Here is a 24,038-nt window from a genome sequence, read left to right on the forward strand (position 1 = left end):
GGCTTCGTCCAGCCGCTCGTCGAGCCGCTCATCGGGGCGAACCGCTGGTACCTCTTCTCCGACCCGCTCTCGGCGCCGGTCTACGTCTACGGTTACCTGAACGGGGCGGAGGGGCCGCAGGTCACCACCGGCCCGGTGCAGGGCGCGGATGGCGTCGAGGTCAGCGTAATCTTCGACTTCGGCGTGGGCGCCATCGACTGGCGCGGCGCCTGGTTCAATCCGGGCACCTGATCACCCAACCACCCCTCGTGACCCGATGCAGAGGCCGCCCACCCGGGCGGCTTCTGCGTTTCTGGAGACCCCATCCCCATGCGCAACTGCATCCGTCCCGACGCGCGCTCCGTCCCCATGGTCGTGCCCTATGCCGGCGGCATCCTCTCCGGCCAGGGCATGCTGGTCGGCGCCTTCTTCGGCGTGGCCGCGGCCGACGCCGCGCAGAACGCCACCGTCGAGTGCGAGACCCGCGGCGAGTTCGAGCTCACCAAGGATCCGACCCAGGCCATGGCCGCTGGCACGCGCGTTTTCTGGGACAACACCAACCGGCGCCTGACCACCACCGCGACGGGCAACTTCCAGGTCGGCGTTGTCACCGTCGCCGCCCTCGCGGCCGACGCCACGGTCCGCGTCATGCTGGCCCGCGTGCCGGCCTCGGGGGCGTGACCATGGATCCCAAGGCCAGCCGGGGCTACCGCAACCGCAACCCCGGCAACATCGAGCACGTCGCCACGAACAAGTGGCTCGGCCTCGAGACGCCGCCCTCGGACGGGCGCTTCTGCCGCTTCCGCTCGCACCAGCACGGCATCCGCGCGCTGGCCCTGCTGCTGCAGAGCTACCAGGACCGGCATGGGCTGCGCACGGTCCGCGGCATCGTCGCGCGCTGGGCGCCGAGCAGCGAGAACGACACCCGCGCCTACCAGGCGGCGGTCGCCGCGCGGCTGGGGATCGGGCTCGACGACCCGATCGACCTGCACGATGCCGGCACCATGCGCGGCCTGGTCGAGGCGATCATCCGCCATGAGCTCGGCGGCATGCCCTACGCGCCGGAGACGATCGCGGAGGGACTGCGCATGGCCGGCCTGGTGCAGCCCGGCCTCGCCCACAGCGGGACGGTCCGCGCGGCGGCGGGGTCGGTGGTCGCCGGCGTCACGGCGGCGGCGGTGGTCGATGCCGTCACGACGCTGGCGCCGCATGCCGAGGGCCTGGCTTCGGTCCTGCGGGCGCTCGGCCCCTGGGGCGTCGCCGCCGCGGTGATCGGCGCCGCAGTCTGGACCATCCACCAGCGGCTGCAGCGGCAGCGGGAGGTCACCCGATGACGGACCACGACCGCGAACTCGGCACCATCGTCACCCGCCTGACCGAGATCGAGCGGCGGCTGGCGGAGGGCGACAAGGACATGCGCGAGCTGACGCGCACGGTGACCGAGCTGGTCAAGGCGATGGCTGGCCTGACGGCGCGGCTGTCGTTGGCGGCCGGCGGGGTGCCGGGCGCGTCGCCCGCGATCCCGGCGACGGGCGCGGCCGCAGCCGGCGGAATCGTGGGCGCCGCAGTCGGCGCGAAGCTCGCCTCATGGCTCGGGCTCGGCTGATCCGACATGGGCGTCTTCGACGATGCACTTGCGGTGCTCGCCGCCGACCCGAACCTGAGCGTCGAGGCGACCTACCGCGCCGCGGGCACCGGCGCGCCTCTCCCCATTCGCGTCCTGCGCTCCAGCCCTGATCGCGTGGTGGACGCCTTCGACACTCCGGTGCTGCGCGCGACCGACGTGTTGACGGTCGCCATCGCGGCCCTGCCAGCGATCGAGCCGGGCGACACCTTCAGCATCGGCCCGGACCTGCTCACCGTGGACAGCGCCGAACGGGATACCGCCGGCGTCGCCTGGCGTGTGCTGTGCCGGCGGTAGGCCGTGCGCCTCTCCGCTGTCGTCGGGGATCTCCGCAAGGCGCTCGCGGAGGAGGTCCGCGCCGGTGAGCGTGCTGCCTCTCGCGCCGTGCGCGCTGAGACCGACGCGCTCAAGGGGGAGCTCCGCCAGCAGGTCACCGGATCCCTGGGCGGCAAGGCGCGCGGCATCGCCAATGCCTGGCGCTCACAGGTCTTCCCGCGCACCGGCGTGTCGATGCGCGCCGCCGGCCTGGTCTGGAGCAAGACGCCGCTGGTGATCGACGCCTTCGAGCGTGGGGCGCTGATCCGGCCGAAGGGCGGGGGGCGGTTCCTGGCGATCGCCACCGCCTTCAACGCGGCCCGCGGCTGGCGCGGCCGCGGCGACAAGGGGCTGCGCGTCACGCCGGCCCAGATGGTCGCCTCCGGCCAGGGCTTCCTCCGGCCGTTCCGCTCAGGGCGGGGCTTCGTCTGGTGCCTGCCGCTGCGCCAGGGCGCGGCGACGGGGCGAAGGCGGCGCACGCGGCTGATCGCCGGCGGCGTCGCCGAGGTCGGCACCGCCAATCGCAAGGGCCGCGAGGCCTGGGCCCGCGGGCTGCTCGAACAGGGGATGGTGCCGATGTTTCTCCTGCTGCCCCAGGTGAAGCTGGCCAAGCGCCTCGACGTGCGTGGGGCGTCGCTGCGCGCCCTGCGGCGGCTACCGCGGCGCTTCGTGGCGGCCTGGGAAGCCGAAACGGCGAGGACCGGATGAGTGTGCGCGAGACCGCCTTGGTCGCCCTGCACGCCCGCCTGGGCGCCGCCCTGGCCGCGCGGAATCCCGCCCCGAAGGTCCTCCGCAACGAGACCGTGCCGCAGCGCCTGCCCACCGGCGGGCTCGTGGTGGTGCGGGACGGCGAGACGGTGGAGGAGACCGCGATCCTCTCGCCACTCGCCTGGGCGGTCGAGCACCGCGCCGAAGTCGAGGTTGTCGCGGCCACGAGCGCGCTGCTCGACGCGCTGCTGGTCGACATCGCAGCGACGATCGCCGGCGACCGCACCCTTGGCGGCGCGGTCGAGTGGGCGCAGCCCGGCGCGCCTTCCTTCGACGATGCCGAGACCGAGGGCGCCGCCGCGGCCCGCGCCGCGTCCGTCCCCGTCACGCTGTCCTTCACCGTCGCCGGCTCGCCGCTGGCCTGATCCCGCTCCCGGAGACGCCCCATGCCCCGTGCCATCGGCGCGAACTCGCGCCTACTCATGATCCCCGAGGTCACCTACGGCACCGCGCCCGGCGGCAACTGGCGGCGCGTGCCCTTCCTCTCCTGCAACCTCGGCGCCGAGCAGCCGCTGCTGGACGCCGACGTCATCGGCCTCGGCGGCAATCGCGATCCCGCCGCGCCGTTCTTCGACACCGTCACGGTCGAGGGGGACGTCGTGGTGCCGGTCGACCTGATCAACATCGGCCACTGGCTGCGGCTGCTGCTCGGCGCGCCGACCACCACCGGCACCAACCCGAACTTCACCCACACCTTCGGCTCGGGTGCCGCGACGCTGCCCTCGCAGGCGATCGAGATCGGCTACCCCGACGTGCCGAGCTACGATGTCTGCGCCGGCGTGCGGGCCGACGCGCTGGAGATCGACTTCAGCCCAACCGGGCCGGCCACCGCGACTGTCAAGCTGATCGCCCAGGGCTCGACGCGCGCCGGCTCGTCCTCGGGCGGCACGCCGGTCGCCGCGGCCTACACCGCCTTCAACAAGGCGCAAGGCTCGATCAGCCGCGCCGGCTCGGCGCTGGCACAGGTCACGGGCGCGCGGCTCGCCTACTCGAACAGCGTCGAGGCGGTGCGCACCATCCGTGCCGACCGCCGCATCGAGGGCGCGGATCCCGGCATCGCGCGCGCCACCGGCCAGATCACCGCACGCTTCGCGGACACCACGCTGCTGACCCAGGCGCAGAACGGCACGGCGGCGGAGTTCGCCTTCGCGTTCACCATCGACGCCAACCGCAGCCTCACCTTCACGCTGCACGAGGTCTATCTGGCGCTGGCCAAGACACCGATCGAGGGGCCTGCGGGCGTCGAGGCGAGCTTCGAGTTCCGTGCCGCCTTCAACGCGACGGCGACGCGGATGGTGACGGCAGTGCTGAAGAACCAGCAGGCAGGGACGGAGTACGCGTGACGCGCGGAGCGGATATACTGGCTCGTAAGATCTGATCGCAGGAAGGCTGCGTCGCGTTTCTTCTACCTTACAATAATCGAGTGGAGGAGTCAGATACTGCCGAGGAGGCAGGTGGCGCCTTGGCAGGCCTTGCTGGCCAGAGCCAGGCAACAACACGCAGCCGTCCAGACTAGATTCGGCTCCGGATCCTCTTTGACGAGATGAATGCCCGCGCTTACCCTCATCCGGTTGGCCGTCGTTTCGTCCCTCGACGTCTCGGTAGCCATAACGGCCCGAGGTGGCAGCATCTGGACGACAGCCGTATGGCGCAGGATCAGACGACCGATACGCACGCGGCTGAAGGCGCAGCTTTAGGCTTTTGGTATCAAGCCTTCTACGCGCTTCTGACCCTGGTTACCTTGAGCACAGACGACGCGGCGATCGGCATCGAGCAGCTCGATGACGTCGAGCTGAAGGCCGACGGCCAGAAGTTACTCTATCAGCTCAAGCACTCGATCAGCGCTATGAAGTTGCCCCAGTTCCGTGGACGGTCAGCGGGTAGGGATCAGTCGTTCTCGGCCATGGCTCTGGCTTCGTATTCGATGGGCGAGAGGTAGCCCAGGGCCGAGTGGCGCCTGGTCGGGTTGTAGAAGCCCTCGATGAAGGCGAACACCGCCATCCGCGCCTCGGCCTGGGATCGGAAGCTGCGGCGGTCCAGCAGCTCGCACTCGAGGGTGGCGAAGAACGCCTCGGCCATGGCGTTGTCATACGCATCGCCGACCGAGCCGGTGGAGGGGCGGACGCCCGCTTCCTTGCATCTCAAGCCGAACGCCACGGATGTGTATTGGCTGCCCTGATCCGAGTGGTGCACGACATCGGCAGGTTTCCGCGTCGTCACCGCCATGTCGAGCGCGTCCAGCACCAGGCGCGTGCGCAGGTCGGTTGCCATGGCCCAGCCGACGATCCGGCGCGACCAGGCGTCCAGCACGACAGCGAGGAACAGGAAGCCCGCCGCGGTCGGCACGTAGGTGATGTCGGCCACCCAGAGCCGGTTCGGGCCCGCGACCCGGAAGTCGCGGCCGACCAGGTCGTTGGCGGGCCGGTGGCTCGGCTCGCGCTGCGTCGTTGTCGGGAAGCGGCGCCGGGAGACGCCGCGCAGCCCGGCCCCGCGCATCAGCCGCGCCACCCGCTTGCGGGCCACGGCCGTGCCCTCGGCCTGCAGTTCGGCATGGACCCGCGGTGCGCCATAGGTGCCGTGCGAGGCGGCATGCACGGTGCGGATCCGGCGCAGCAGCGCCGCATCGGCAGTGTCATGGGCCGAGGCTGGACGGCTGCGCCACGCGTAGTAGCCAGACACCGAGACGCCCAGCACGCGGGCCATGGTCGCGATCGGGAATTCGGCCTGGTGCGCGCTCATGAATTCGAAGACCCGCTGGGGGTCCTTTCCCGCGCGAACCAGGCCGCCGCCTTTGCCAAGATGTCGCGCTCCTGGCGCAGGCGATGGTTCTCACGCCGAAGCTTCGACAGTTCCTCGAGCTCCCGGCTGGTCACGCCGCCGTCCTTGCGGGTGCCGCCATCGCGCTCCGCCTGGCGCACCCAGTTCCAGATCGACTGCGCCGTCGGCTCGAACTCGCGCGAAAGGTCCTCAGGTGTTCGTCCCGATCGGACCAACTCCACCATCTGCCGCCGGAACTCCGGCGGGTAGGGCACCCTGAATTTCGGCATCTCAGACACCTCCGTCTCAAGCCTCGGGGTGTCCACGAAACCGGGTCAACTCCACTACGCCATCCTCGATCACGGTTAGGTCTGGATCGCTGTGGCGAACCATGAAGGTCTGGATTGACGCGCTGCCATCGTTGACCTTGGCTGAAACGACGCTGCACCTCGTCACTGTGGGAGGCATTCCCAAAGACAGCCCGCTGCTCGCGCTCACGACCCATCAAGCCGATCGGTCCGAACTGGCCGCGGCGATGACGGCCGAGGCTGAACGCGTCATGGAGGCACGTGACGCTGCCGCCAAGGCTAGCAAGAAGCTACCGTATGCCGATCGTATTGATGGTTGCTCCGCCTTTCTTGGTCTGACCGAGGCGGAGCGCCTGAATTTGCTTCGCCGCATTGAGATCCGACCGGACAGCCCGACCGTGGCCGAGGTGGAGCAGAGGATCGCTGAGCACTTCCAGTTGGTGCTCCCGGAGCATCGTGCAGCGGTAGCGAGCCGCCTCGTCGAATGGTGGGATCGACAGGTCGTCTACTCACTCTGTGGCGAGCGCGAGCGCGTCGTCACGCGCGCGGAGCTACAGGCCCAGATCATGGCGATCGTCGCCGACATCGAGCAGGCCAAGCTTGTTCCCGAGTTCGAGACCGTGAGCCACCCACAGGACTATCAGCCCGACGGCATGCTCGCGCGCCAGATCGAGTTGGTGAAGGGCAAGCCCTACGACCTTGAGCGGGCAATCCGGGAGGAGTGGAAGGCGCGCGAGCAGCGGGCTCGCTGGCTCACTGGCAACCCCGCCATGGCGACGAGGATCACCGACTACGATCAGGTGCTGCGCGAGCACTGGTCCGATCGGCATGCCGAGATGGCCGATGCCTGCGCCGCGCTCAAGGATGACGAGAAATGCGCGTTAGGGCTGAAGCTCCTGCGTTGGACGCACTACGACGCGCCGACGACTGTCCGCCCGATCGCGGAAGGATGGGGTGCGGCGTATTACGTTCGCGGGAGCTATCAGGTACTCGCGATCAATTTGAAGGTCGGATGGCACCCGGAGTATCAGAAGCTGCTCGGGGGTGACGAGTGAAGACGACTCACGACGTCTATGCCGAGACGAACCCCGCCTATTGCGCTTCCGTGCTCATCGAGTTCACGAAGGCGTACTCGTCCGCGCGGCCCGAGGGACCGGAGACGCCAATAGCGTATCTGGCTCTGCCGGTCGCATTATCTGGGGAACTAGCTGGCGCGTTCGACGGGACGAACAAGAACACCGGCTTGCTCGAATGGCTGGACCGAAGCCCTCAGGTACAGATTGGTCTCGCCGAACGCATCAACGCCTCAATGGACATCGTCACTGAGGCGATCCGCTTCGGCTGCTTCGCACGCGTCCTGGTCATGGAGGAAGGCGCGCGCTTGAGGCTTGGCGATAAGAAGATCAAACCGAGCGTCATCAGGGCACTCGGAGGGGAGCCGGCGCAGGCGATCAAGCATGCTGGGCGTCTGGGGTACTGGTTTGCGAGCGCCGGCTCGACGCGGACGGTCTTTGACATGATGGGCTTGACGGCATGACACGCTGGAACATCGCTACGATTTTCTTCCTCGGCGTGTCAGGCCAGCGTCGCGATGTGTCCTTCGTGCCCGACGCCCTGAATATCATTACGGGCGCCTCCGGCACTGGCAAGTCGACGCTTATCAAGGCAATCGACTACTGTCTTGGATCGAGCAGATGCGAGCTGCCGGCGCATGTGCGCCGGCGCAGCGTCGCGGTTGGCGTCAAGTGGGTCGCGGGCGACGCGGAGATGATTGTCGGGCGCGTCATCCCGCCCGTTGGCCAGGCGACAAGCACGCGCATGTTCGCGTCCGCCGGTCGAGATTTGCCCCTACCCAATACAAGCGATGACTTCGAGGGTGCCACGACGCTGGAGGCTGCGAAGGCCTTCATCGAGCGCGCGTTCGGGATCGGTGACGTGGCCTCGGAGGCGGATGTTGCCGGAGGGCGCGGGCGCGCGACCGTGCGGCATGTCACGCCATACCTCTTCGTGACCAAGGAGGTCATCTACAGCGAGTCCACACTCCTGCACGGCCTGGAGAAGGCGGACAAGGCGCGCGACATCGTGGCAGCCATGCCTTACTTCCTGCGCGCGAGCGACGAGGCGAGTGCCGTCGAAGAGCGCCGGCTGCGGCAGCTGCAGCGGGCGCTCGAGAAGGAGGAGGCGAGAGCGCGCTCGCGCGCGGCTGCTGAGACTGCGCTCAAGCAACGCGCGACCAGTCTTCTCGCGGAAGCGCACCGCATCGGTATCGCGAGGCCGCCGTCACCCGAGGCATCGGAGGCTGCGCTCCTGGCCGAGTTGAAGACCGTATCTCAAACGCAGCTGCAGGCCGGCGTCTATCCAGAAGAAGGCGAATTTGCTGAACTCAACCGGCGTCGCCGTGAAGTCCTGGCGGAGCTCAGCGCACGCCGCCGGGGCTTACAAGCGACACGCACAGCGCTCCGTGAGGCAACGGGCTTCCAGAGTGCCGTCGCGCGTCAGCGCGACAAGCTCATGCTGGCCGAACACCTGCACCTAGAAGGCATCGACGGGGTTTGTCCGCTTTGCGAGGCTCCATCGGAGCGCGGACGCGAGACCGCGAAGGCGCTGCAGGTGACCCTTACGAAGGTGCGTTCGGAAAGCGTTGCGGTTGAGCGGGTGAGGCCTAGGCTTGTCGAGCACGATCGCGCTCTTGAAGAGGAGATCGGGCGACTCAACGCCGAGCTTCGCCGTGTAGACGATCAGATCCAGACTTGGCTCCGCCAGACGGAGGAGACGCGCCGTTTGGCTGATCTCGCCCAAGTTCGCGCGCATCTGCTCGGCCGGATCTCGTACTTTCTTGAGGCAAGCGTGGACGAGCCACATCAGGCCTCGCGCGACCTGAGCGTGCTGCGGGCCGAGATCGCCGAACTGGAAGCGCGGGTTGATCGCGAGGCGAAGGAGATCAAGCTGCGGCGGGCCGAGGCGAAGATATCTCAGTTCGCCTCCGAGGCCTTCGCGTCGCTGCCGACGGTGGCGCCCTGCATCGGGTCGGAGTTAGACTTCTCGTCCCGCCAGCCAGAGGTGACAGTGATCGAGGCTGACAGCGGCGCTGTGCTGCGGCTCCCAGATGTCGGATCGGACCAGAACTACTTGGCGATTCATATCGCGCTGTCTTTCGCCCTCCAACGCTACTTCGAGTCGGTGAGCGCGCCGGTGCCGGGCCTGCTTGTGCTTGACCAGATCAGCCGGCCCTACTTCCCGACGAGCGGTGAGGATGAGGACGAGGCGGAAATCTCTGGCGGCGAGGAGGATGAAGATGTGCAGGCGATGCGCAAGCACATCGACTTCTTGTTCACTGAGACGGCGCGCCGCAAGGGACTGCAGGTTCTGCTGATCGAGCACGCCTACTTCGCGGATGATCCGCGCTATGTCGCCGCAACGCGGGAAAGGTGGACGCGAGCGTCGGGAAGGGCTCTCATCCCGCTCGATTGGGCAACTCGCGGGGACGAGTAGCCGTACAGGCTTGGGAATCCTCCTGACCGCTTCGCGATGCAGCGCATCGCGTTTTCCTGTGGCAATTGGATCCCCGCAGCGTGCTTGTGCATGCTGCAAGCCGCGAATGCTACGTGTTGCGGCGCTGCAGCTTGGCTCCATCGGCCGCTCTGCGACCTCGGACGTCCTGTAGCGGATCTCATCTCGGCCGATATCTGCCGTCACCAGTGATGGCTGGCTTACTCATGCTCAGCTCTCGGGCTTGTCCTCTCACCCTCAGATCTTGTTGTGAGCGGTCCCGCCCAGCCCGAGGTTCCCTGCGAACCGGAGAATTTCATGCTCACTCTCGACCTCCCGGCCGAGCCGTATTGGCTCGACCTGCCGCGCGGCGTCCGCGTGGAGATCCGACCCGTGACGACCGCCGTCATGGCCGCCGCGCAGGCCGCCGCCGCGCGCCGCCTCGCCGCGGTCCGCATCGCCGATCCGGACCTCGACCCCGACATGTCGCGCGGCCTCTCCTTCGCCTTCCTGGTGAAAGCTCTCGCCCGCCACGCCGTCACCGGCTGGGAGGGCGTCGGCGATGCCGCCGGCAATCCGCTGCCGCTGTCGCCCGAGGCGGTCGAGCGCCTGATGGACCTCGACGACATCGCCGCCACCTTCTGGGACCGCGCGACGGCCCCGATCGCCGCAGTGGCCGCCGAGGGAAACGGCTGAGGGCTCGCGCCGCCTGGCACTTCGGCCGCGGGCCCGAATACTGCCGCGGCTGCGCTGCCCTCGGCCGCGACTGCGCCGTGGCCTGCCCCTACGCCGCGCACGCGCCCACCAGCGTCCAGGGCCACGCCTGCTGGGCCGCCGGCACGGCCTGCGCCGAGGTCACCATGGCCGGCCTGACGCTGGACACCGCCGGCGCGCTCGCCGCCGCGCGCGACCTCGGTGCCTCGGGATGGGCGGCCGCCGAACTGCTGCTCGCCATCCGCATCGGCATGGCCGAGGGCAGTGCCGCCCGCCGCGAGGGGGAGACGACCTGACATGGCCGACGCCACCCGCCGCGTCTCGGTCCGCCTCTCGCTGGACGACGCCGCCCGGGTCAAGGCCGGGCTGCGCGAGGTCGGCGAAACCGGCCAGCGCTCCCTCGACCAGATCAAGGGCGGCGCCGAGCGGGCCTCCCGCTCCCTCGAACTGCTCGACGTCGCCACCCGCGGCATCCAGATCGCCGGCGTGGCAGTGGCCGCGCGCGCCCTGGTCCAGGCCGGCGATGCGCTCACCCAGGGCCTCTCCCGCCTGCAGAACGCCACCGGCTCGGTCGAGCGCGCCGGGCAGGTCTACGAGGCGCTGTATCGCAACGCGCTCTCCACCGGCGTCGCAGTGTCGGAGAGCGTCGACGCCTTCCAGCGCTTCTCGATCGCGGCCCGCGAGATCGGCGCCACGTCGGACCAGGTGGTCCGCCTCGTCGGCGGCCTGCAGCGCGTCGCCATCGTCTCCGGCGCGTCCACGCAGGAGATCTCCTCCGCCACGCTGCAGCTCGCCCAGGCGCTCGCCTCTGGCGTGCTGCAGGGCGACGAGCTGCGCTCCATCCTCGAGGCCATGCCGCTGCTGGCTGAGGGCCTGGCACGCGAGCTCGGTGTCTCGATCGGCGAACTCCGCAAGCTGGGCTCCGAGGGCAAGCTCACCGCCGAGCGAGTGTTCCCTGCGCTGCTGCGCGCCACCGAGCGGCTCGGCGCTGAGCTCGACCGCGCGCCGCTCTCGCTTGGCCGCGCCTTCGGGCAGCTCACGGCGGCGACCGAGAATTTTCTGGGCCAGCTCGATCGCGCCATCGGCCTGTCCAACGCGCTCGCCCGGGCGCTTTCGGCGGCAGCCCGCGCCGTCGACAGCGTCCGCCAGGGCGCAGGCCTGCGCAGCGAGGAGGAGCGCCTCGCCGGCCTCCGCCGCCAGGCCGAGGCGCTGTCGGCGCAGATCGGCCGGCTGGAGAGCGAGGGCGACGGCCGCGACAGCCTGCGCGCCCCGGTCCGCCGCGGCAGCATCCGCCCCGGCCTGGTCGGCGCGGCCGAGCAGCAGGCCGGCGTCGACAGCCGGGCGCGCCTTGAGGAGCTGCGCCGCGACTACTTCGCCACACTGGCCGAGATCGATACCGCCGAGCGGGAGTCGCTGAACCGCCGCCTCGAGGAGCAGGAGCGTGCCGGCCAGGCCGCCGCCGACGCCCGCCGCCGCCGCACCACGCAGGATGTCCAGGAGCTCACCCGCGACCTCGACGACCGCTTCCGGATCAACCGCGAATACGAGGAGCGCGTCCGCCGGCTGCGTGAGGCCGAGGCCGCGGGTGGCGTCACCGCCGCCGAGCGCACCCGCCTCGAGACGCTGGCGCTGCAGGAGCGCGACGAGGCGCTGCGCCGGCTGGAGCCGCGCGTCGCCGCTGTGCGCCGCGCCAGCACCGAGGGCGCGCGGGAGGCGCGCGACGCCGAGCGGCAGCTGAACGACCTGCTGCGCGAGCGCGAGCGCCTGATCCAGGACAACGAGACCGCCTATGAGCGCTACCAGCGCCGGCTGGAGCGGCTCGGCGACCTGGTGCAGCGGGCCGAGCGCGCCGGCCGGCCGATCCCCGACGAGACGATCGGGCGCGAGGCGCAGCGCGCGCTGGAGGATCTGGAGGAGGCCGAGCGCCGCCTCCAGCGCAGCACCGAGGGCACACGCGAGGCGGCGCGAGAGCTCGGCTTCGCGTTCTCCTCCGCCTTCGAGGACGCGATCGTACGCGGCGACAAGCTGTCGAAGGTCATGCAGGGCCTGCTGCAGGACATCACCCGCATCATCGCGCGCCGCACCATCACCGAGCCGCTGGGCAACGCCGTCTCGGCCGGTCTCACCAGCCTCGGCGCCGGCAGTTGGTTCGACGGCATCGGCTCCTGGCTCGGCGGGCTCTTTCGGGCGGAGGGCGGGCCGGTCGCCGCCGGCCAGCCCTACATCGTCGGCGAGCGCGGGCCCGAGTGGTTCGTCCCGGACCGTGGTGGCGCCGTGCTACCCAACGGCATGGCGCCGGGCGGGCCGGTCGTCCAGCAGACCATCAATATCGACGCGCGCGGGGCGGACGCCGGCGTCGAGGCGCGGCTGCGGCTGCTCGCCGGGCAGATCGCACGGCAGGCCTCGGCGATGACGCTCGACGCCATTCGCCGCGGCGGCAGCGCCTACGAGACGGTGCGCGGATGACCGAATACGCCTGGCCCGAGGCGCTGCGGCCCTCGCGGCTGACCTTCTACCTGCAGCACAACACCACGCGCTTCGTCTCGCCGGTCACCCGCGCCACGCAGGTGCTCCGCCGGGAGGGCGCGCGCTGGGTCGCGCAGGCGACCTTCGACCCGCTCGACCGCGTGCGTGCCGGCCTGCTCGAAGGGCTGCTCGCCGCGCTCGCCGGCTCGGTGAACACCGTCCGCATCTGGGACTGGCGGCGGGAGTTCCGCACCGGCGATCCGCGTAGCCAGGGCGACGTACCGAGCGGGCCGTTCTCCTACTCCGACGCGACGATCTTCACCGACGGCACGGGCTTCGTGGTGGGCTCGGGCAACCCGGCGCTTGCCGCCGGCGCGCCACGCGGGGCGCTGGCGATCCAGACCGGGGGCTGGTGGCCGAACGGGGTCGCGGTCGGCGCCGGCGACCTCATCGGCCTGGCGGGTCGGCTCTACATCGCCACCGAGACCGTGACGGCGTCCGGCGCCGGCACAGCCACCATCCCGATTGCGCCACCGCTGCGCGACGCGCTGCTGATCAACCAGCCGCTGGTGCTGACCAGGCCCACCGTCGCCATGCGCCTGGTGTCCGACGACGAGGCCGCCAACCCGACCCGGCCGGGCCGCTTCACGGCGATCACCATCCGCCTCGAGGAGGCGCTGTAGTGTCCGACACGCACGGCACGCCGCGGCTGTCACCGCATGCGGCTTCCTCCGCCACCTCGCCGGTCGCCGCCCCCGTCGTGCTGGTCGAGCTCGACTTCGCCTCCGGGCCCTTCCGCGCCTGGACGGGCCTCGGCCAGCTCAATTGGGCGGGGAAGCTGTTCGAGGGCGTCGGCTCAATCGGCGCCGTCGGTGAGGTCGAGGAGACGGTGGAGCTACGCGCCGTGCGGCTGACGCTGGCACTGTCGCCCGTGCCGCAGGAGGTGGTGGACATCGCGCTCGCCGAGCGGAGCTTCCGGCTGCGGCCGGCGCGGCTCTGGGGCGCGCTGCTCGACGCCGAGGGCGCCTTCGTCGCCGACCCGTTCCCGCTCTGGGCGGGGCTGATGGACACGATGGAAGTGACCGACGGCGCCGAGCCGCGGGTCGCGCTCACCTGCGAGAGCCGGCTCGTCGACCTCGAGCGCGCCGAGGTGCGCCGCTACACCGACGCCGACCAGCAGGCCGAATACCCGGGCGACCGCTTCTTCGAATACGTCCCCGCCCTGCAGGAGGCGGAAATCCGGCTGCCCGCGCAGTGACGCGGCGACCGGACTGGGCGGTGCGGCTGGCAGCCCTGCTGTCGGCGGTGGAGACGCGCGCCTTCGACGCCCATCGCTGGAACTGCGGGCGCTTCGCTCTGGCCGCGGTCGAGGCGGTGACGGGGGAGCGGCCTGCCTTCCACGTGCTCCCTCATCTTGCGGGCTCTGCCGACAGCGCCGGCTTCCCGCGCATCGCGCCCCTGCTGGCGCGCATGGGCGACATCGTCCTCGCCCCGGATCCCGACCGCCTCGGCGTGGTGCTGGACGCTGGCCGAGTCGCCTTCGTCGGGCCGCGCGGCCTGCTGCGCGCGCCGATCACGCTCTGCACCATCGCCTGGAGGATCGGCTGACATGCCCGCCGCCGTTCCGCTGATCGCCGTCGTCGCCGGCGGCGTCGCCTCGGCCGCGGTCGGCGGCGGCATCATCGGCGCGATCGTCGGCGCCGGGGCGGCCTTCGTCGTCTCCACCATCGGCGCCTCGGTCTTCCCGGCCAAGCGGCCGACGGCGCCGACGTCCTCGGCTTCGCCGCGCCCCGGCGACGACCCGACCGCGCCCGGCGCCGGCCGCACGCAGTCCTTCCGCCAGCCGATCACCGAGCACCAGATCGTCTTCGGCCGCTGCAAGGTCGGCGGGCCGATCGTCTTCATCCACTCCGCCACCGACGATGCCGGCCGCGCCGACGGCTGGTTCTACGCCGTCGTCGTGCTCGCCGCGCACCGCGTCCGCGCCATCGGCGATCTCTGGCTCGGCGACACCCTGGCCACCGACGCGAAGTTCGCCGGCCTGGTGCGCATCGACCGCCACCTCGGCGCTCCCGACCAGGCCGCCAACACCAACCTGATCGCCGAAACGGGGGGCAAGTGGACCGCCGATCATCGCGGTCGCGGCCGCGCCTACGTCGCCGTCCGCCTCAAGATCACCGCCGAGGCCTTCCCCTCCGGCCCGCCGAACATCGCCGCCCTGGTCGAGGGGGCGGACACCATCCTCGATCCTCGGACGGGGGTGACCGGCTGGTCGGACAACCCGGCCCTCTGCCTCGCCTGGTACCTGACCGCGCCCTTTGGCTGGAAAGCGTCCTGGGACGACATCGACATCCCGGCCCTCATCGCCGCGGCCAACACCTGCGACGAGCTGATCGGCACCCGCGCCGGGGTGACCGAGCGGCGCTACACCGTCAACGGCCGCGTGTCGCTCGGCGAGGGCAAGATCGCCATCACCCGCAAGCTGGTCGCCGCCATGGCTGGCGCGCTGGTCGTCTCGGGCGGGCGGTTCTTCATCCACGCCGGCGGGCCGGCGCTGCCGGCCGCGACGCTCACCTCGGATGATCTCCGGGGCGACGTCACCATCCAGGGCAGCCGGCCGCGGCGGGATCTCTTCAACGGCGTGCGCGCCGTCTACGTCGACCCGGCGAAGAACTGGCAGCCGACCGATGCGCCGCCGCTGCTCGCCTCGAACTACGTGGCCGAAGATGGCGGCGAGCAGATCTACCGCGACCTCGAGTTCCCGCTGACCACCTCGGTGGCGACCGTGCAGCGCCTGATGAAGGCTGAGCTGGAGCGGATCCGCCGCCAGCGTGAGGTGGCCTTCCCGGCCAACCTCTCGGCGCTGCGGCTGCGGCCCTGGGACGGGGTGACGGTCGCCCTCGACCGTGTCGGGCCGTTCCCGGCGCGGGTGACGGGCTGGCGGCTGTCGCCGGATGGCGGCGTGGACCTCACCCTCTCCGAAGAGGACCCGGCAGTCTGGGACTGGAACCCGGCGGTGGACGAGCGCGCCGCCGGCGACAGCCCTTCGGTCGTGCTGCCGAACCCCGGGGTGATCGCTGCCCCCACCAGCATCGCCGTTGAGACGCCGCTCGGCGCCGCCTTCGCCGCTCTCGGCGTGTCCTGGTCCGCGGTCGGCAGCGCCTACCTGGCCGGCTACGAGCTCGAGTTCCGCCCCGCCTCCGTCGCCACCTGGCAGGGCTACGGCGGCGCGCTGGGCGCGACCGCGGCGTCTATCCCCACCACCGAGCCCACCGCCTTCCGGGCGCGCGCGGTGGCCCGCAGCGGGGCAGTGTCGGGCTGGCGGGAGGCGGCCATCCCCGGCGCCGTCACGGCGCCCGCCGCGCTCGGCATCACCGGCGGCGTGCGTCTCTCGGGCGGCTTCCCGGCCGATGCCGTCCGGCTGCAGGTGTTCGAGGCCAGCAGCGCCAGCCTCGCAGCCGCAGTGAAGCTCGCGACCGAGCCCACGGCGCTGCCCTGGGACCGCACCGGCCTCACCGCGGGCCAGGCCCGCTGGTACTGGCTCCGCGCCGTCTCCGCCGAGGGCAACGTCTCGGCCCTCGCCGGGCCTATCACCGCCACCGCTCTGTAGGACCCGCGACATGGCCGCCCGCATCGACGACCTGATGGTCCTCGGCCAGAACATCTCCAAGACCGATCTCGCGAAGTACCTGCGCGACCGCGAGGCGGTGCTGCCGCGCGACTTCGGCGGCCTCGGCGATGGCGCAGCCAACGACCGCGCCGCCATCCAGGCCTGCTTCGATCGCGCCGCGGCAGACGGCAAGTTCGCGATCATCCCGCCCGGCACCTGGATCGTCGACGCCGGCGTCACGCTCGGCGGCGGCGCCCGCGGCCTGATCATGCAGGGGGTGATCCAGTACTCCGGCGCGGCCAACGCGCCGGCCACCGTGCTGACGCTGGGCGACGGCGGCACCACCCGCAACGGCGAGAAGCTTTACCTCAACCTGCAGGTCACGCGGCAGATCCAGTCCGACTGGGCGAGCGAGGCCGACATCGGCATCCTCGCGCGCAACCTCGACTCCTCGCTGCTCGACCTCCGCCTGGTCTCAGGCTTCACGATCGGGCTGCGCACGCTGGGCGACGGCCGCGGCTTCGAGGACACCACGCTGATCCTCGGCCGCATCCTGAACAACCGCTACGGGCTCGACGCACACTGCGCCACCGCCACCGCCTGGAACACCTCGATCCGCTACTACGGCGGCCACTTCGCCTGCGCGACCGGGATCAACCCGACCATCGACCGCTTCGGGGTGCGCTTTTCGCGGCAGGCCGGGGCCTACAACAACCACAACCGGCACATCTTCGACGGGCCGAACTTCGAGCTCCGCCAGCTCGACCCGAACCTCGCCATCCCCTTCCTGAACGAGACGAACGGCACCGCGATCATCGCGCGGGGGATGCGCATGGAGGCGTGCTCGCCGCTCGCGGCACGGCACACCGGGGCGGCGACCGACTGCGAGTACGAGGTGGCCTGGGCGCAGACCTACGCCATCGGCATCGACTACACCGCCACGGCCACCCGGTCGGGGAACGCCGTCTACAACCGTCACCGTGCGCCAGCGTCGCGGCTGACCCGGCTGCTGGCGAACATCCCGAACCTGCGCGCCGCGGCCTTCCGCCAAAGCAACACCGAGATCGGCGTCGAGGGGGCCTGCATCATCGCGACCTCGACCACCACCGAGACCACCATGGCGGCGCTGTCCTGGAACGGGCTGGACGGCATCGCGGCGACCGGGCGGGGGCTGCTGCTGAACGCCAACCGCGGCGTCGCCTTCGTGGTGCAGACCACGCACGCGAAGGAATTCGCGCTGGCGCATTGGCTGGTCGGCGGCGCCGATGGCGGGCGGCTCTGCGTGCGACCCTTCGACGGCGCGGGCACTGTTCGGGAGAACCAGCCGCAGGACGTGCTGGCCTCCGGCACCACGATGCAGTGGGACACCGCCTCGAAGAGCTGGCAGGCCGGCGCGGTGATGCAGGACAGCTCGCTGAACCGGCGGCAGACGGTGCGGCTCGGGGCGGGCGTCGCCTTCGCGCAGATCGGCATCATCGGCTTCGACGGGCAGATCGAGCTCGAGGCGCTGCGGCTCTACGGCCTGCCGGAGGACGCGCCAGCGATCCTCTACGGCTGCCCCTCAGTGCCGGCCGGGACGCGGACGCTGGCACTGGAGACGAGCTGGGACCTGCCGAGCCTCGGCCCCGGCGCGACGGCCAACATCGACGTCACGGTGCCCGGCGCGCGCCGGGGCGACTTCGCGGACGCCTCGCTCGACACCAGCAGCATCGCCTTCGTGCTGGACTGCCACGTGTGGAGCAACAACAGCGTGCGCGTCACCGCGCGCAACGTCAGCGCGTCGACGGTGGACCTCGCAGCGTCGCCGCTGGCGGTGCAGGTGGTGAAGCGGCGATTCGGTTGAGGCGTCTGATTGACCACCCGGACACCGCGCAACGGGCACTGCTGAATCAGACTAGGTTCGTCGGCCGAGGCGCAGCCCTCGCGCGCGCGCGCGAGACACCGACATAAGCGATATCAGATCGGCTTGCAAATCGATTTGGCATCAATCATCTTGCGCCCGGGCAATTTAAGGGATGGGCGATGGACGCGGTTGCGCCTCAGTCGGAACTGGAGAAGCGCGTGTCGCGCGACCAGCGGAACGCCGAGGCGGCGGTGGGCGCGGCGCAGTACGAGCTCGCGCGCTTCCGCGGCGGCCCTGAGCCCGTCGGCGGCCTGCACGGGCTGACCGATCACGACAGGAGCCGGATGGACTACGCCTCGCAGCGACGGGCCACCCTGGAGGCGATCTCCTCAGAGCCTTTCCAGGCCATGGTCGAGGTGTACGCGGAAGTCGTCGGGGAGAACGGCAAGATCCAGGGGAAAGAGCAACTCTGGTACGCCAACGCGGCCGCATCGACGAACGAGGTCCTGAAGGGGACGGACGGCACGATCAACGTGCTCGCCTGGACCCACCCCGGCGTCCAGATCGCCCTTGCGACGGACATCGGCGACTACAAGGACGTAAAGGCGAACGGCTACCGCCTGCGCAGCGTGGAGCCTCTCGCGAAGGCCCGCTTCGACGCCACGTCGCCGCAGCTCTCCGCGGTCTACCAGCCCGGCGGCGCCGTGCGGCCTGCGAGGGCTGTCACTCCTGCGAAGACCGGCCTCAAGGCCGTGAAGCTGAGCATGACGAAGGACCAGGTGCACGCCTTCATCTCGCGCATGTCGGGCCTGATGATCGTCACCGGCGCACCAGGATCCGGGAAGACCACGGTCGCCTTCCAGCGCATACGCTTCCTTTACGACCAGCAGGACCAGCGCGACGGCGGCGGTCGTCTGGTGCCGTATACGCCCGAGCTGACCCGCGTGTTTCTCGCCAACGAGAACCTTGCCGAGCAGGCGAAGGCCCTCCTCGCCAATCAGCTCGCCATCCCCACGTCCGTGGTCGAGTCTGTCGGTGACTTTGTGGACGGCTACCTGGAACAGGTCTGGATCTACAAGCACAACGCTCGGCCCCGGCAGAAGAAGCTCTCGCAGCTCGATGCTGCGGCACGGGCCGCCATCCTCGGTCTATCGGACCATCACGACCTGGGCCGTCTCTGGCAGGTCTATGAGCGTCAGATCGCAGATAGGCTTGGCGCGGCAGCAGCGGCTGACTGGGTTGCCGCCGATAAGGACAGCGCCGCGCAGCTGAAGGCCTTGGCCGCGGCGCTGGCACGCGTCGCCGGTTCGGCGACCGCCGGGATCGATCCGTTGAAATCCCCGCTGACCATGGGCGCGGTCTACTCCGAGGTGTCGAGGGCCTACGGCGCGGCCCGCGAGAAACTGTCGGCGCGCGCCAGGAGCAAGTTCGACGAGCAGTTCCAACATTGGCTCTTCTCTGTCTACGACCCGCTGTCCGCCCTTGCCGCGTACTTCGGGGGGCGTGAGTCCGAGGCTGCGCTTCGGGTGCGCCGCGGCACCGGCGCGCGGGTGAAGGAGGCCGAGATCCTTGCCCAGGCTGTCGGGGAGTGGGCCGAGAGAGTTTACGGACCGGAGGACCGTCCTTGGCTCGCGTGGCTCCTGCGCTTTGCTCTACCGGAGCCGACGGACCCACAGGCCCGGTTTCGTGAGATGCCCTCCTCCATTGCGCCCGCGACGAGTGCCGGCGAGCGCTGGACCCACATCGCGATGGACGAGGCCCAGGACCTCTGCGTGGCGGAGGCTTCGCTGCTCGGTTCACTGGTCGACCCCGATGGCGCGCTCACGGTATCGGCTGACTTCCAGCAGATCGTAAGTCCCGTGCACGGCATGGCGACTCCGCACGCGCTGGGCGTGGGCAGATCGCTGCGGGGCAGCGGCGTGGAGCAGTTCTATCCGTTCGCCCGCAACATGCGGCAGAGCAAGCAGATCGGCCGGTTCTTGCGGGGCTTCTACGAGGCTGCCTTTAGGGAGCGTCCCACCTTCGACGTCAACGCGGATATGGAGGACAAGAAGCCGCAGCTCATCATCGCTCAACCGCAGGACCACGCGCTGAGAATTAAGCAGATTGCGTCAGTGCTACGGCGCTCCGACGTCGTGAGCAGCGTGGCTCTCCTGCAGATCAACGAAGACGAGCAGTCGCTCAACAGGCTGCGGGCAGAGTTGGAGAAGTCGGGCGTGCTCCTGGCACCGGCGTGGTCTGCCATTGGCGCAGGCCTTCTCACCACCTCCGTCGAGCGCATCAAGGGCCTCGAGTTCGATGCCTGCATCGTGCTCGGGCTGGAGGACGTGGAGACGGCGGCGCTGAATTTCACCCTCAACCGCGCCTACGTGGCCCTGTCACGCCCAGCACGGCGCCTCGCACTGATCTGCAGCGAGTACCCTCCGCTCTTGCGCAAGGTCGACAAGTCTCTTTTCGACGTCACCCAGTCTTGACCTCCGGAACCTCTCCAGCATGTCCCACACCCAGAGCCCACCCTTGTTCCCGCAGCTGGAGCGCTTCGTCGAGCGCACAGGCCTGCTGGCCAACGCGAAGGGCATCCTCTCGGCGCGCCTGCCGCGTATCCTCGGCCAAGGACAAACCCGGGCTGAAGGGTTGGACATGCCGCCGGCAACCATCGAGCGGCAGCAGGAGCTCCTTGCGCTCTCTCTACCCGACGAGGCATCCCGCGATCCTGGGGTCCAGAGTGAGATCGCCGACGCGCGCCGCGCCGTGGACGCGCACACCGACCACATGCGGCACCCGGAGAACCGGCGGCGCTTTGCCATGCAGGTTCTTCACCGCCTGGAAGGCGTCTCGACTGGCAGTAAGGATAACCACTTCTTCGCCGGCCGGCTCGTCCTCGTGCCCGACAAGGGCGGCCAGAACTGGGCGTGGTCGATGACGCCGCACTACCCGGTCATCGCGAAAATTCCGGCCGACATTGACTACGTTGTCAGCGCCTACGCCGCTTCCGAACGCATCGTCGAGAAGTGGACCATGCCAGTGGACCGGTTCCTCGGCCGGCTGTCGCTCGCTTGGACGATGGCCCACCATTTCGGTGAGGGCGACAACGTGTTCATCGCGGACGTCGCGCGGTTCTTCAAGGTCGCGGCGCAGGATGAGCGCTTCTGGGGAAGCCCATCCCGCCGCAACTTCGAGGACGTCCCGGAAGCGGTGTTCATCGCGAACCTTATCAACTGGCGTCGCCACCGCGACGCATCCGGACAGCGAGAGAGCTTCGAACTCGTGCCGGCAACGCTCAATCAGGCCCACGGGCCCAAGTCGCGCGCCTTCTTCGTGCCGAGCAATCCGGAAGGCACGGTCGTGCGCCCCATGATCTACATCCGCAAGCAGTCGAGCTGAGAGGAAGGTCGAACGTGGAAATGCTCCTCGACGCGAGTGACGCGCGACGCCTGGTGCGCAACCTCCTGAACGCACCAATCGCTCCCGGTAAGTACTCGCACTTCATCAATGTCGGCACAGATCACATCTTGGACGCTCTCGACCAGAACTACTTCCGCGGCGAGCTGGCGGACGGGATCGGCTGCTTCAAGTACCTGGAGGGCGACTACGGTAGCGGCAAGACGCAGTTCATCAACAGCCTCGCGCAGCGCGCCAGCGAGCAGAACGTGGTGACTGCGCTTGTGACAGTAGGGAACGAGTGCCCTTTCAACTCGCCAGCGGCGATCTTCGCGGCGATCATGGAGTGCTTCAGCCCTCCGGCAGAAGCCCAGCGCGATGACAAGGGAATCGAGATTCTCATCGACTGCTGGATCGGGCGACGCATCCGACAGCTCGGCGCCGAGCCAGGTAACGACGTGCCCGAGATCGTTCAGCGCCAGATCGAGCAGCAGATCGGTGGCCTCTGGAAGGGCGCGCCCGACCCTCAGATGGCCTCCGCACTCACGGCGCTCAGCCTGCGGTTTCTGAAGACGAATTGCGGAGCGAAAGAGGCTGTTGCCGACAGTGAGCTGATCTCCTGGATCCGCGGGGGCAATGTCCGTTCGGCCGCGCTCAAGAACCTGGGGCTATTCGAGCCGGTGCGGGACGACAATGCGTTCCGCCGCCTCAAGACCGTGATTGCGTTCCTACGGAGCAGAATGGGCTACCGCGGCTTCCTCATCGCCTTCGACGAGGGCACGCGCACGTCCTCCTTCCGCCGTGGCTCTGCCAAGCAGAAGCAGGCGATCGAGAACCTTCTCACCATGATCAATCAGAATGCGGAGGGCGAGTTCGGCGGCGTGATGTTCTTGTACGCCGCTACGCCCGACTTCCGCTCCGAGGTGATCAGCACGTACCGCGCCCTCCAGGACCGCATCGGCAATAAGGCGTTCTCGAAAGGCAGCCCGCAGGTGCCGCTGATCAATATCGAGGAGGCGAACTCTGAGGACGTGATCTACAGCATCGGCGAGCGCCTGCTCTCGGTGTTCAGCAAGGCCTACGGCGTCACCTGGGATAAGGCGGTCCAAGCGACCAACATGAAGGCGATCGTCGCTGCGCAGAAGGCCATCCTCTTCGAGACGCCGAAGCCCCGCTTCTTCGTCTACCAGTACTGCCGCTTCCTCGAAGGGCAGCGCGAGACGCAACACTCCATCAGCGCGGAGCAGGCGAGCGACTTCGTCAACAACAACGAGCCGCCTCTGGAGGGTGATGGCACGTGATCTCCGCCGGCGCTCAGGTCGAACACGCGGAGTTCGGCATCGGGAAGGTGCTAGCTGTTCTCGGCGAGACCGCCACTGTCGACTTCTTTGGCGAGACTCTGGACGTGAACGTCGCCGAACTCGTCATCAAGGCTAACGGCAGTGCTGCCGCGGCAGTGCCGGCGACAAATGGGCCAACGACAGATCTCGCTTTCCGGCGCTCCTTCGAGGCGGTCAATCTCGGCGTCGTTCCTGCCGATCCGGAGCAGCTGGTGAAGCTCACCATCGGTGGCGATGAAGTCTCCGACGGCATTCGTGCTCTGCTGAGGGATGCCCCAAAGAAGGGGGCATCCCGCGTCTTTATGGGCTATTATGGCTCCGGCAAATCGCACCACCTCCGCTTGGTGAAGGCAATCGCTCTGCGTGAGGGATGGGTCACAGCGTCGCTAGAACTCGACCCAAAGGCCGCTGACCCAGCGAAGCCATCCTCGGTCTTCCAGGAGCTTATCACCGGGCTTGAATTCCCCATGCGGGCCGACGGTACGCGGAGCGAGGACTTCTTTGACCTCATCAAGGAGATGCGTGACAACTGGACCACGGTTCGGTCGCTTCGGTACTTCCGCGGTTCCCCATGGTTCAGCAAGGGCCTCGACGCGCTCCAGTATCTCTCCCACCGCCGCGACGATCATGAGTACGTCTCTGCGGTCAGCTGGCTTGCTGGCCAGGTGAAGCAGATCAGCGCCATCCGCTCCGCGACCTGGCGGGCCGGCCATCGGGACACGATACCGGCCATGCCGCAATCCAAGGACACTGGACTGCTCTACGCCTACCAACTCGTGGTCCTTCACGAGGTGCTGCAGGCCCTTGGATACCGCGGCCTTGCCATCATCATCGACGAGGCCGAGCACGTCCGTACCTACTCGGCGAACAGATATATCAGGGCCAACAATTTCTTCGACATCCTAGCGCGGTGTGCTCACCGGCCGCGGCAGGACCTTCGCGACCCTCAGTCCGACTACCCCCACCTGCTTGCCGACGCGCCGCCTTTCTGGCGGGAGGGTCCGCACTTCAGCCTCTTCGTCGGCTTGACGGAGGGCGAGGACACGCAGGACCTGCGCCGGAAGGCCGGCGAGATGAGCGTGCTGATCCACTCGCCCGAAGATGTGGTCCAGCTCGAGCCGCCAAGCGCTGAGGATTACGAGGCTTGGTCGGAGGCGTTCCTCGCTGAGGCGGCGGGGCGCCTGGGCCCCAAGGTAGGGGTGCTCTCCGATCCTGGCCTGCGCGGCCGCATCGCCGGCGCTCTGAGGGAGCACTTCGAGCAGACGCCGCAGTCGGAAAAGCTCCTGCGCAACTGGACAAAGATGGCGGGCTTTCCGGCCGCCGTGCTGATGAGTCAGCCGAGGCTCGTAGGCGGTGAAGAACTTCTAGCCATCGTTCAGGACGCCGCGCGCCAGGTCGCGGGCGAGGGCCTGCCCTGGGATGACTAGTAGCCGCTCCGACCTGG

Annotated in this window: 25 protein-coding genes; 24 read left to right on the forward strand and 1 reads right to left on the reverse strand. The window is 69.3% G+C overall.

The window, feature by feature from the left end; all coding sequences use genetic code 11:
* The 9 genes from J3S20_RS00005 to J3S20_RS00045 form a co-directional block, all read left to right on the forward strand.
* Window positions 1–231: phage major capsid protein (locus tag J3S20_RS00005; RefSeq protein WP_456305685.1), on the forward strand; the 231-nt coding region annotated here is incomplete at its 5' end.
* A 78-nt stretch (window positions 232–309) separates the two neighbouring features.
* The gene (locus tag J3S20_RS00010; RefSeq protein WP_149537207.1) at window positions 310–660 is read left to right on the forward strand and encodes a DUF2190 family protein; all 351 of its coding nucleotides are present in this window, start codon (window positions 310–312) and stop codon (window positions 658–660) included.
* Between the two features lie 2 nt (window positions 661–662).
* Window positions 663–1,313 (forward strand): structural protein, encoded by a 651-nt coding sequence (locus J3S20_RS00015; RefSeq protein ID WP_246602283.1) that lies wholly within the window; start codon window positions 663–665, stop codon window positions 1,311–1,313.
* On the forward strand, window positions 1,310–1,585 hold the full coding sequence (locus J3S20_RS00020; protein WP_007005774.1) for a hypothetical protein: 276 nt from the start codon (window positions 1,310–1,312) through the stop codon (window positions 1,583–1,585). Before J3S20_RS00015 ends, J3S20_RS00020 begins: the two co-directional genes overlap by 4 nt.
* A gap of 6 nt (window positions 1,586–1,591) precedes the next feature.
* Window positions 1,592–1,900 (forward strand): head-tail joining protein, encoded by a 309-nt coding sequence (locus J3S20_RS00025; RefSeq protein WP_216833640.1) that lies wholly within the window; start codon window positions 1,592–1,594, stop codon window positions 1,898–1,900.
* Window positions 1,901–1,903: 3 nt separating this feature from the next.
* Entirely contained in the window at window positions 1,904–2,626 is a 723-nt protein-coding gene (locus J3S20_RS31025; RefSeq protein WP_216833641.1) for a DUF6441 family protein, read from the forward strand.
* Window positions 2,623–3,051, forward strand: a complete 429-nt coding sequence (locus tag J3S20_RS30670; RefSeq protein ID WP_216833642.1) for a hypothetical protein — start codon at window positions 2,623–2,625, stop codon at window positions 3,049–3,051. The genes J3S20_RS31025 and J3S20_RS30670 overlap by 4 nt, the downstream gene beginning before the upstream one ends.
* A 21-nt stretch (window positions 3,052–3,072) precedes the next feature.
* Window positions 3,073–4,029: a phage tail tube protein gene (locus J3S20_RS00040; protein WP_216833643.1), complete on the forward strand. Its 957-nt coding sequence runs from the start codon at window positions 3,073–3,075 to the stop codon at window positions 4,027–4,029.
* A 302-nt stretch (window positions 4,030–4,331) separates the two neighbouring features.
* Entirely contained in the window at window positions 4,332–4,625 is a 294-nt protein-coding gene (locus J3S20_RS00045; protein WP_216833644.1) for a hypothetical protein, read from the forward strand.
* Here J3S20_RS00045 and J3S20_RS00050 read toward each other — a convergent pair.
* Window positions 4,574–5,733, reverse strand: a protein-coding gene (locus J3S20_RS00050; RefSeq protein WP_246602210.1) for an IS3 family transposase whose coding sequence is annotated in 2 segments (ribosomal slippage) — window positions 4,574–5,472 and window positions 5,472–5,733 — 1,161 coding nt in all. Because the reading frame shifts where the segments join, the coding sequence is not laid out codon by codon here. The two genes, J3S20_RS00045 and J3S20_RS00050, sit on opposite strands and share 52 nt — an antisense overlap.
* A gap of 101 nt (window positions 5,734–5,834) precedes the next feature.
* Here J3S20_RS00050 and J3S20_RS00055 point away from each other — a divergent pair.
* The 15 genes from J3S20_RS00055 (at window position 5,835) to J3S20_RS00125 (ending at window position 24,021) form a co-directional block, all read left to right on the forward strand.
* The gene (locus J3S20_RS00055; protein WP_216833645.1) at window positions 5,835–6,806 is read left to right on the forward strand and encodes an ABC-three component system protein; all 972 of its coding nucleotides are present in this window, start codon (window positions 5,835–5,837) and stop codon (window positions 6,804–6,806) included.
* The gene (locus J3S20_RS00060) at window positions 6,803–7,288 is read left to right on the forward strand and encodes a three component ABC system middle component (protein WP_216833646.1); all 486 of its coding nucleotides are present in this window, start codon (window positions 6,803–6,805) and stop codon (window positions 7,286–7,288) included. Before J3S20_RS00055 ends, J3S20_RS00060 begins: the two co-directional genes overlap by 4 nt.
* Window positions 7,285–9,243: a DUF3732 domain-containing protein gene (locus tag J3S20_RS00065; protein ID WP_216833647.1), complete on the forward strand. Its 1,959-nt coding sequence runs from the start codon at window positions 7,285–7,287 to the stop codon at window positions 9,241–9,243. The genes J3S20_RS00060 and J3S20_RS00065 overlap by 4 nt, the downstream gene beginning before the upstream one ends.
* A 315-nt stretch (window positions 9,244–9,558) precedes the next feature.
* Window positions 9,559–9,936 carry a hypothetical protein gene (locus J3S20_RS00070; RefSeq protein WP_216833648.1) on the forward strand — a complete coding sequence of 126 codons (378 nt, stop codon included), beginning with the start codon at window positions 9,559–9,561 and terminating at the stop codon, window positions 9,934–9,936.
* 77 nt (window positions 9,937–10,013) lie between these two features.
* Window positions 10,014–10,250: a hypothetical protein gene (locus J3S20_RS00075; protein ID WP_216835504.1), complete on the forward strand. Its 237-nt coding sequence runs from the start codon at window positions 10,014–10,016 to the stop codon at window positions 10,248–10,250.
* Between the two features lies 1 nt (window position 10,251).
* Window positions 10,252–12,420, forward strand: a complete 2,169-nt coding sequence (locus tag J3S20_RS00080; RefSeq protein ID WP_216833649.1) for a tape measure protein — start codon at window positions 10,252–10,254, stop codon at window positions 12,418–12,420.
* Window positions 12,417–13,103: a hypothetical protein gene (locus J3S20_RS00085; RefSeq protein WP_216833650.1), complete on the forward strand. Its 687-nt coding sequence runs from the start codon at window positions 12,417–12,419 to the stop codon at window positions 13,101–13,103. Before J3S20_RS00080 ends, J3S20_RS00085 begins: the two co-directional genes overlap by 4 nt.
* Window positions 13,103–13,678, forward strand: a complete 576-nt coding sequence (locus J3S20_RS00090; RefSeq protein ID WP_216833651.1) for a hypothetical protein — start codon at window positions 13,103–13,105, stop codon at window positions 13,676–13,678. Before J3S20_RS00085 ends, J3S20_RS00090 begins: the two co-directional genes overlap by 1 nt.
* Window positions 13,675–14,028 carry a DUF6950 family protein gene (locus tag J3S20_RS00095; protein ID WP_216833652.1) on the forward strand — a complete coding sequence of 118 codons (354 nt, stop codon included), beginning with the start codon at window positions 13,675–13,677 and terminating at the stop codon, window positions 14,026–14,028. Before J3S20_RS00090 ends, J3S20_RS00095 begins: the two co-directional genes overlap by 4 nt.
* A gap of 1 nt (window position 14,029) precedes the next feature.
* The gene (locus J3S20_RS00100; protein WP_216833653.1) at window positions 14,030–16,030 is read left to right on the forward strand and encodes a phage tail protein; all 2,001 of its coding nucleotides are present in this window, start codon (window positions 14,030–14,032) and stop codon (window positions 16,028–16,030) included.
* Between the two features lie 10 nt (window positions 16,031–16,040).
* Window positions 16,041–17,873 (forward strand): glycoside hydrolase family 55 protein, encoded by a 1,833-nt coding sequence (locus J3S20_RS00105; RefSeq protein WP_216833654.1) that lies wholly within the window; start codon window positions 16,041–16,043, stop codon window positions 17,871–17,873.
* A gap of 179 nt (window positions 17,874–18,052) precedes the next feature.
* Complete coding sequence (locus J3S20_RS00110) at window positions 18,053–20,347, forward strand: helicase domain-containing protein (RefSeq protein WP_216833655.1); 2,295 nt, start codon at window positions 18,053–18,055, stop codon at window positions 20,345–20,347.
* Window positions 20,348–20,366: 19 nt separating this feature from the next.
* Window positions 20,367–21,257: a hypothetical protein gene (locus tag J3S20_RS00115; RefSeq protein ID WP_216833656.1), complete on the forward strand. Its 891-nt coding sequence runs from the start codon at window positions 20,367–20,369 to the stop codon at window positions 21,255–21,257.
* A 20-nt stretch (window positions 21,258–21,277) separates the two neighbouring features.
* Entirely contained in the window at window positions 21,278–22,555 is a 1,278-nt protein-coding gene (locus tag J3S20_RS00120) for a BREX system ATP-binding domain-containing protein (RefSeq protein WP_246602287.1), read from the forward strand.
* Window positions 22,552–24,021 (forward strand): BREX system ATP-binding domain-containing protein, encoded by a 1,470-nt coding sequence (locus J3S20_RS00125; protein WP_216833658.1) that lies wholly within the window; start codon window positions 22,552–22,554, stop codon window positions 24,019–24,021. Before J3S20_RS00120 ends, J3S20_RS00125 begins: the two co-directional genes overlap by 4 nt.
* Window positions 24,022–24,038: the final 17 nt, after the last annotated feature.

This window comes from Falsiroseomonas tokyonensis, assembly GCF_019024325.1.
Taxonomy (GTDB): Bacteria; Pseudomonadota; Alphaproteobacteria; order Acetobacterales; family Acetobacteraceae; genus Falsiroseomonas; species Falsiroseomonas tokyonensis.

Excerpts from the sequence above, each read along its gene's own strand:
- J3S20_RS00065 (WP_216833647.1), top strand. The coding sequence starts at position 7,285 with ATGACACGCTGGAACATCGCTACGATTTTCTTCCTCGGCGTGTCAGGC.
- J3S20_RS00070 (WP_216833648.1), top strand. The coding sequence starts at position 9,559 with ATGCTCACTCTCGACCTCCCGGCCGAGCCGTATTGGCTCGACCTGCCG.
- J3S20_RS00015 (WP_246602283.1), top strand. The coding sequence starts at position 663 with ATGGATCCCAAGGCCAGCCGGGGCTACCGCAACCGCAACCCCGGCAAC.
- J3S20_RS00080 (WP_216833649.1), top strand. The coding sequence starts at position 10,252 with ATGGCCGACGCCACCCGCCGCGTCTCGGTCCGCCTCTCGCTGGACGAC.
- J3S20_RS00105 (WP_216833654.1), top strand. The coding sequence starts at position 16,041 with ATGGCCGCCCGCATCGACGACCTGATGGTCCTCGGCCAGAACATCTCC.
- J3S20_RS00100 (WP_216833653.1), top strand. The coding sequence starts at position 14,030 with ATGCCCGCCGCCGTTCCGCTGATCGCCGTCGTCGCCGGCGGCGTCGCC.
- J3S20_RS00045 (WP_216833644.1), top strand. The coding sequence starts at position 4,332 with ATGGCGCAGGATCAGACGACCGATACGCACGCGGCTGAAGGCGCAGCT.
- J3S20_RS00120 (WP_246602287.1), top strand. The coding sequence starts at position 21,278 with ATGCTCCTCGACGCGAGTGACGCGCGACGCCTGGTGCGCAACCTCCTG.
- J3S20_RS00110 (WP_216833655.1), top strand. The coding sequence starts at position 18,053 with ATGGACGCGGTTGCGCCTCAGTCGGAACTGGAGAAGCGCGTGTCGCGC.
- J3S20_RS30670 (WP_216833642.1), top strand. The coding sequence starts at position 2,623 with ATGAGTGTGCGCGAGACCGCCTTGGTCGCCCTGCACGCCCGCCTGGGC.
- J3S20_RS00025 (WP_216833640.1), top strand. The coding sequence starts at position 1,592 with ATGGGCGTCTTCGACGATGCACTTGCGGTGCTCGCCGCCGACCCGAAC.
- J3S20_RS00085 (WP_216833650.1), top strand. The coding sequence starts at position 12,417 with ATGACCGAATACGCCTGGCCCGAGGCGCTGCGGCCCTCGCGGCTGACC.
- J3S20_RS00055 (WP_216833645.1), top strand. The coding sequence starts at position 5,835 with ATGAAGGTCTGGATTGACGCGCTGCCATCGTTGACCTTGGCTGAAACG.
- J3S20_RS00020 (WP_007005774.1), top strand. The coding sequence starts at position 1,310 with ATGACGGACCACGACCGCGAACTCGGCACCATCGTCACCCGCCTGACC.
- J3S20_RS00115 (WP_216833656.1), top strand. The coding sequence starts at position 20,367 with ATGTCCCACACCCAGAGCCCACCCTTGTTCCCGCAGCTGGAGCGCTTC.
- J3S20_RS00010 (WP_149537207.1), top strand. The coding sequence starts at position 310 with ATGCGCAACTGCATCCGTCCCGACGCGCGCTCCGTCCCCATGGTCGTG.
- J3S20_RS00040 (WP_216833643.1), top strand. The coding sequence starts at position 3,073 with ATGCCCCGTGCCATCGGCGCGAACTCGCGCCTACTCATGATCCCCGAG.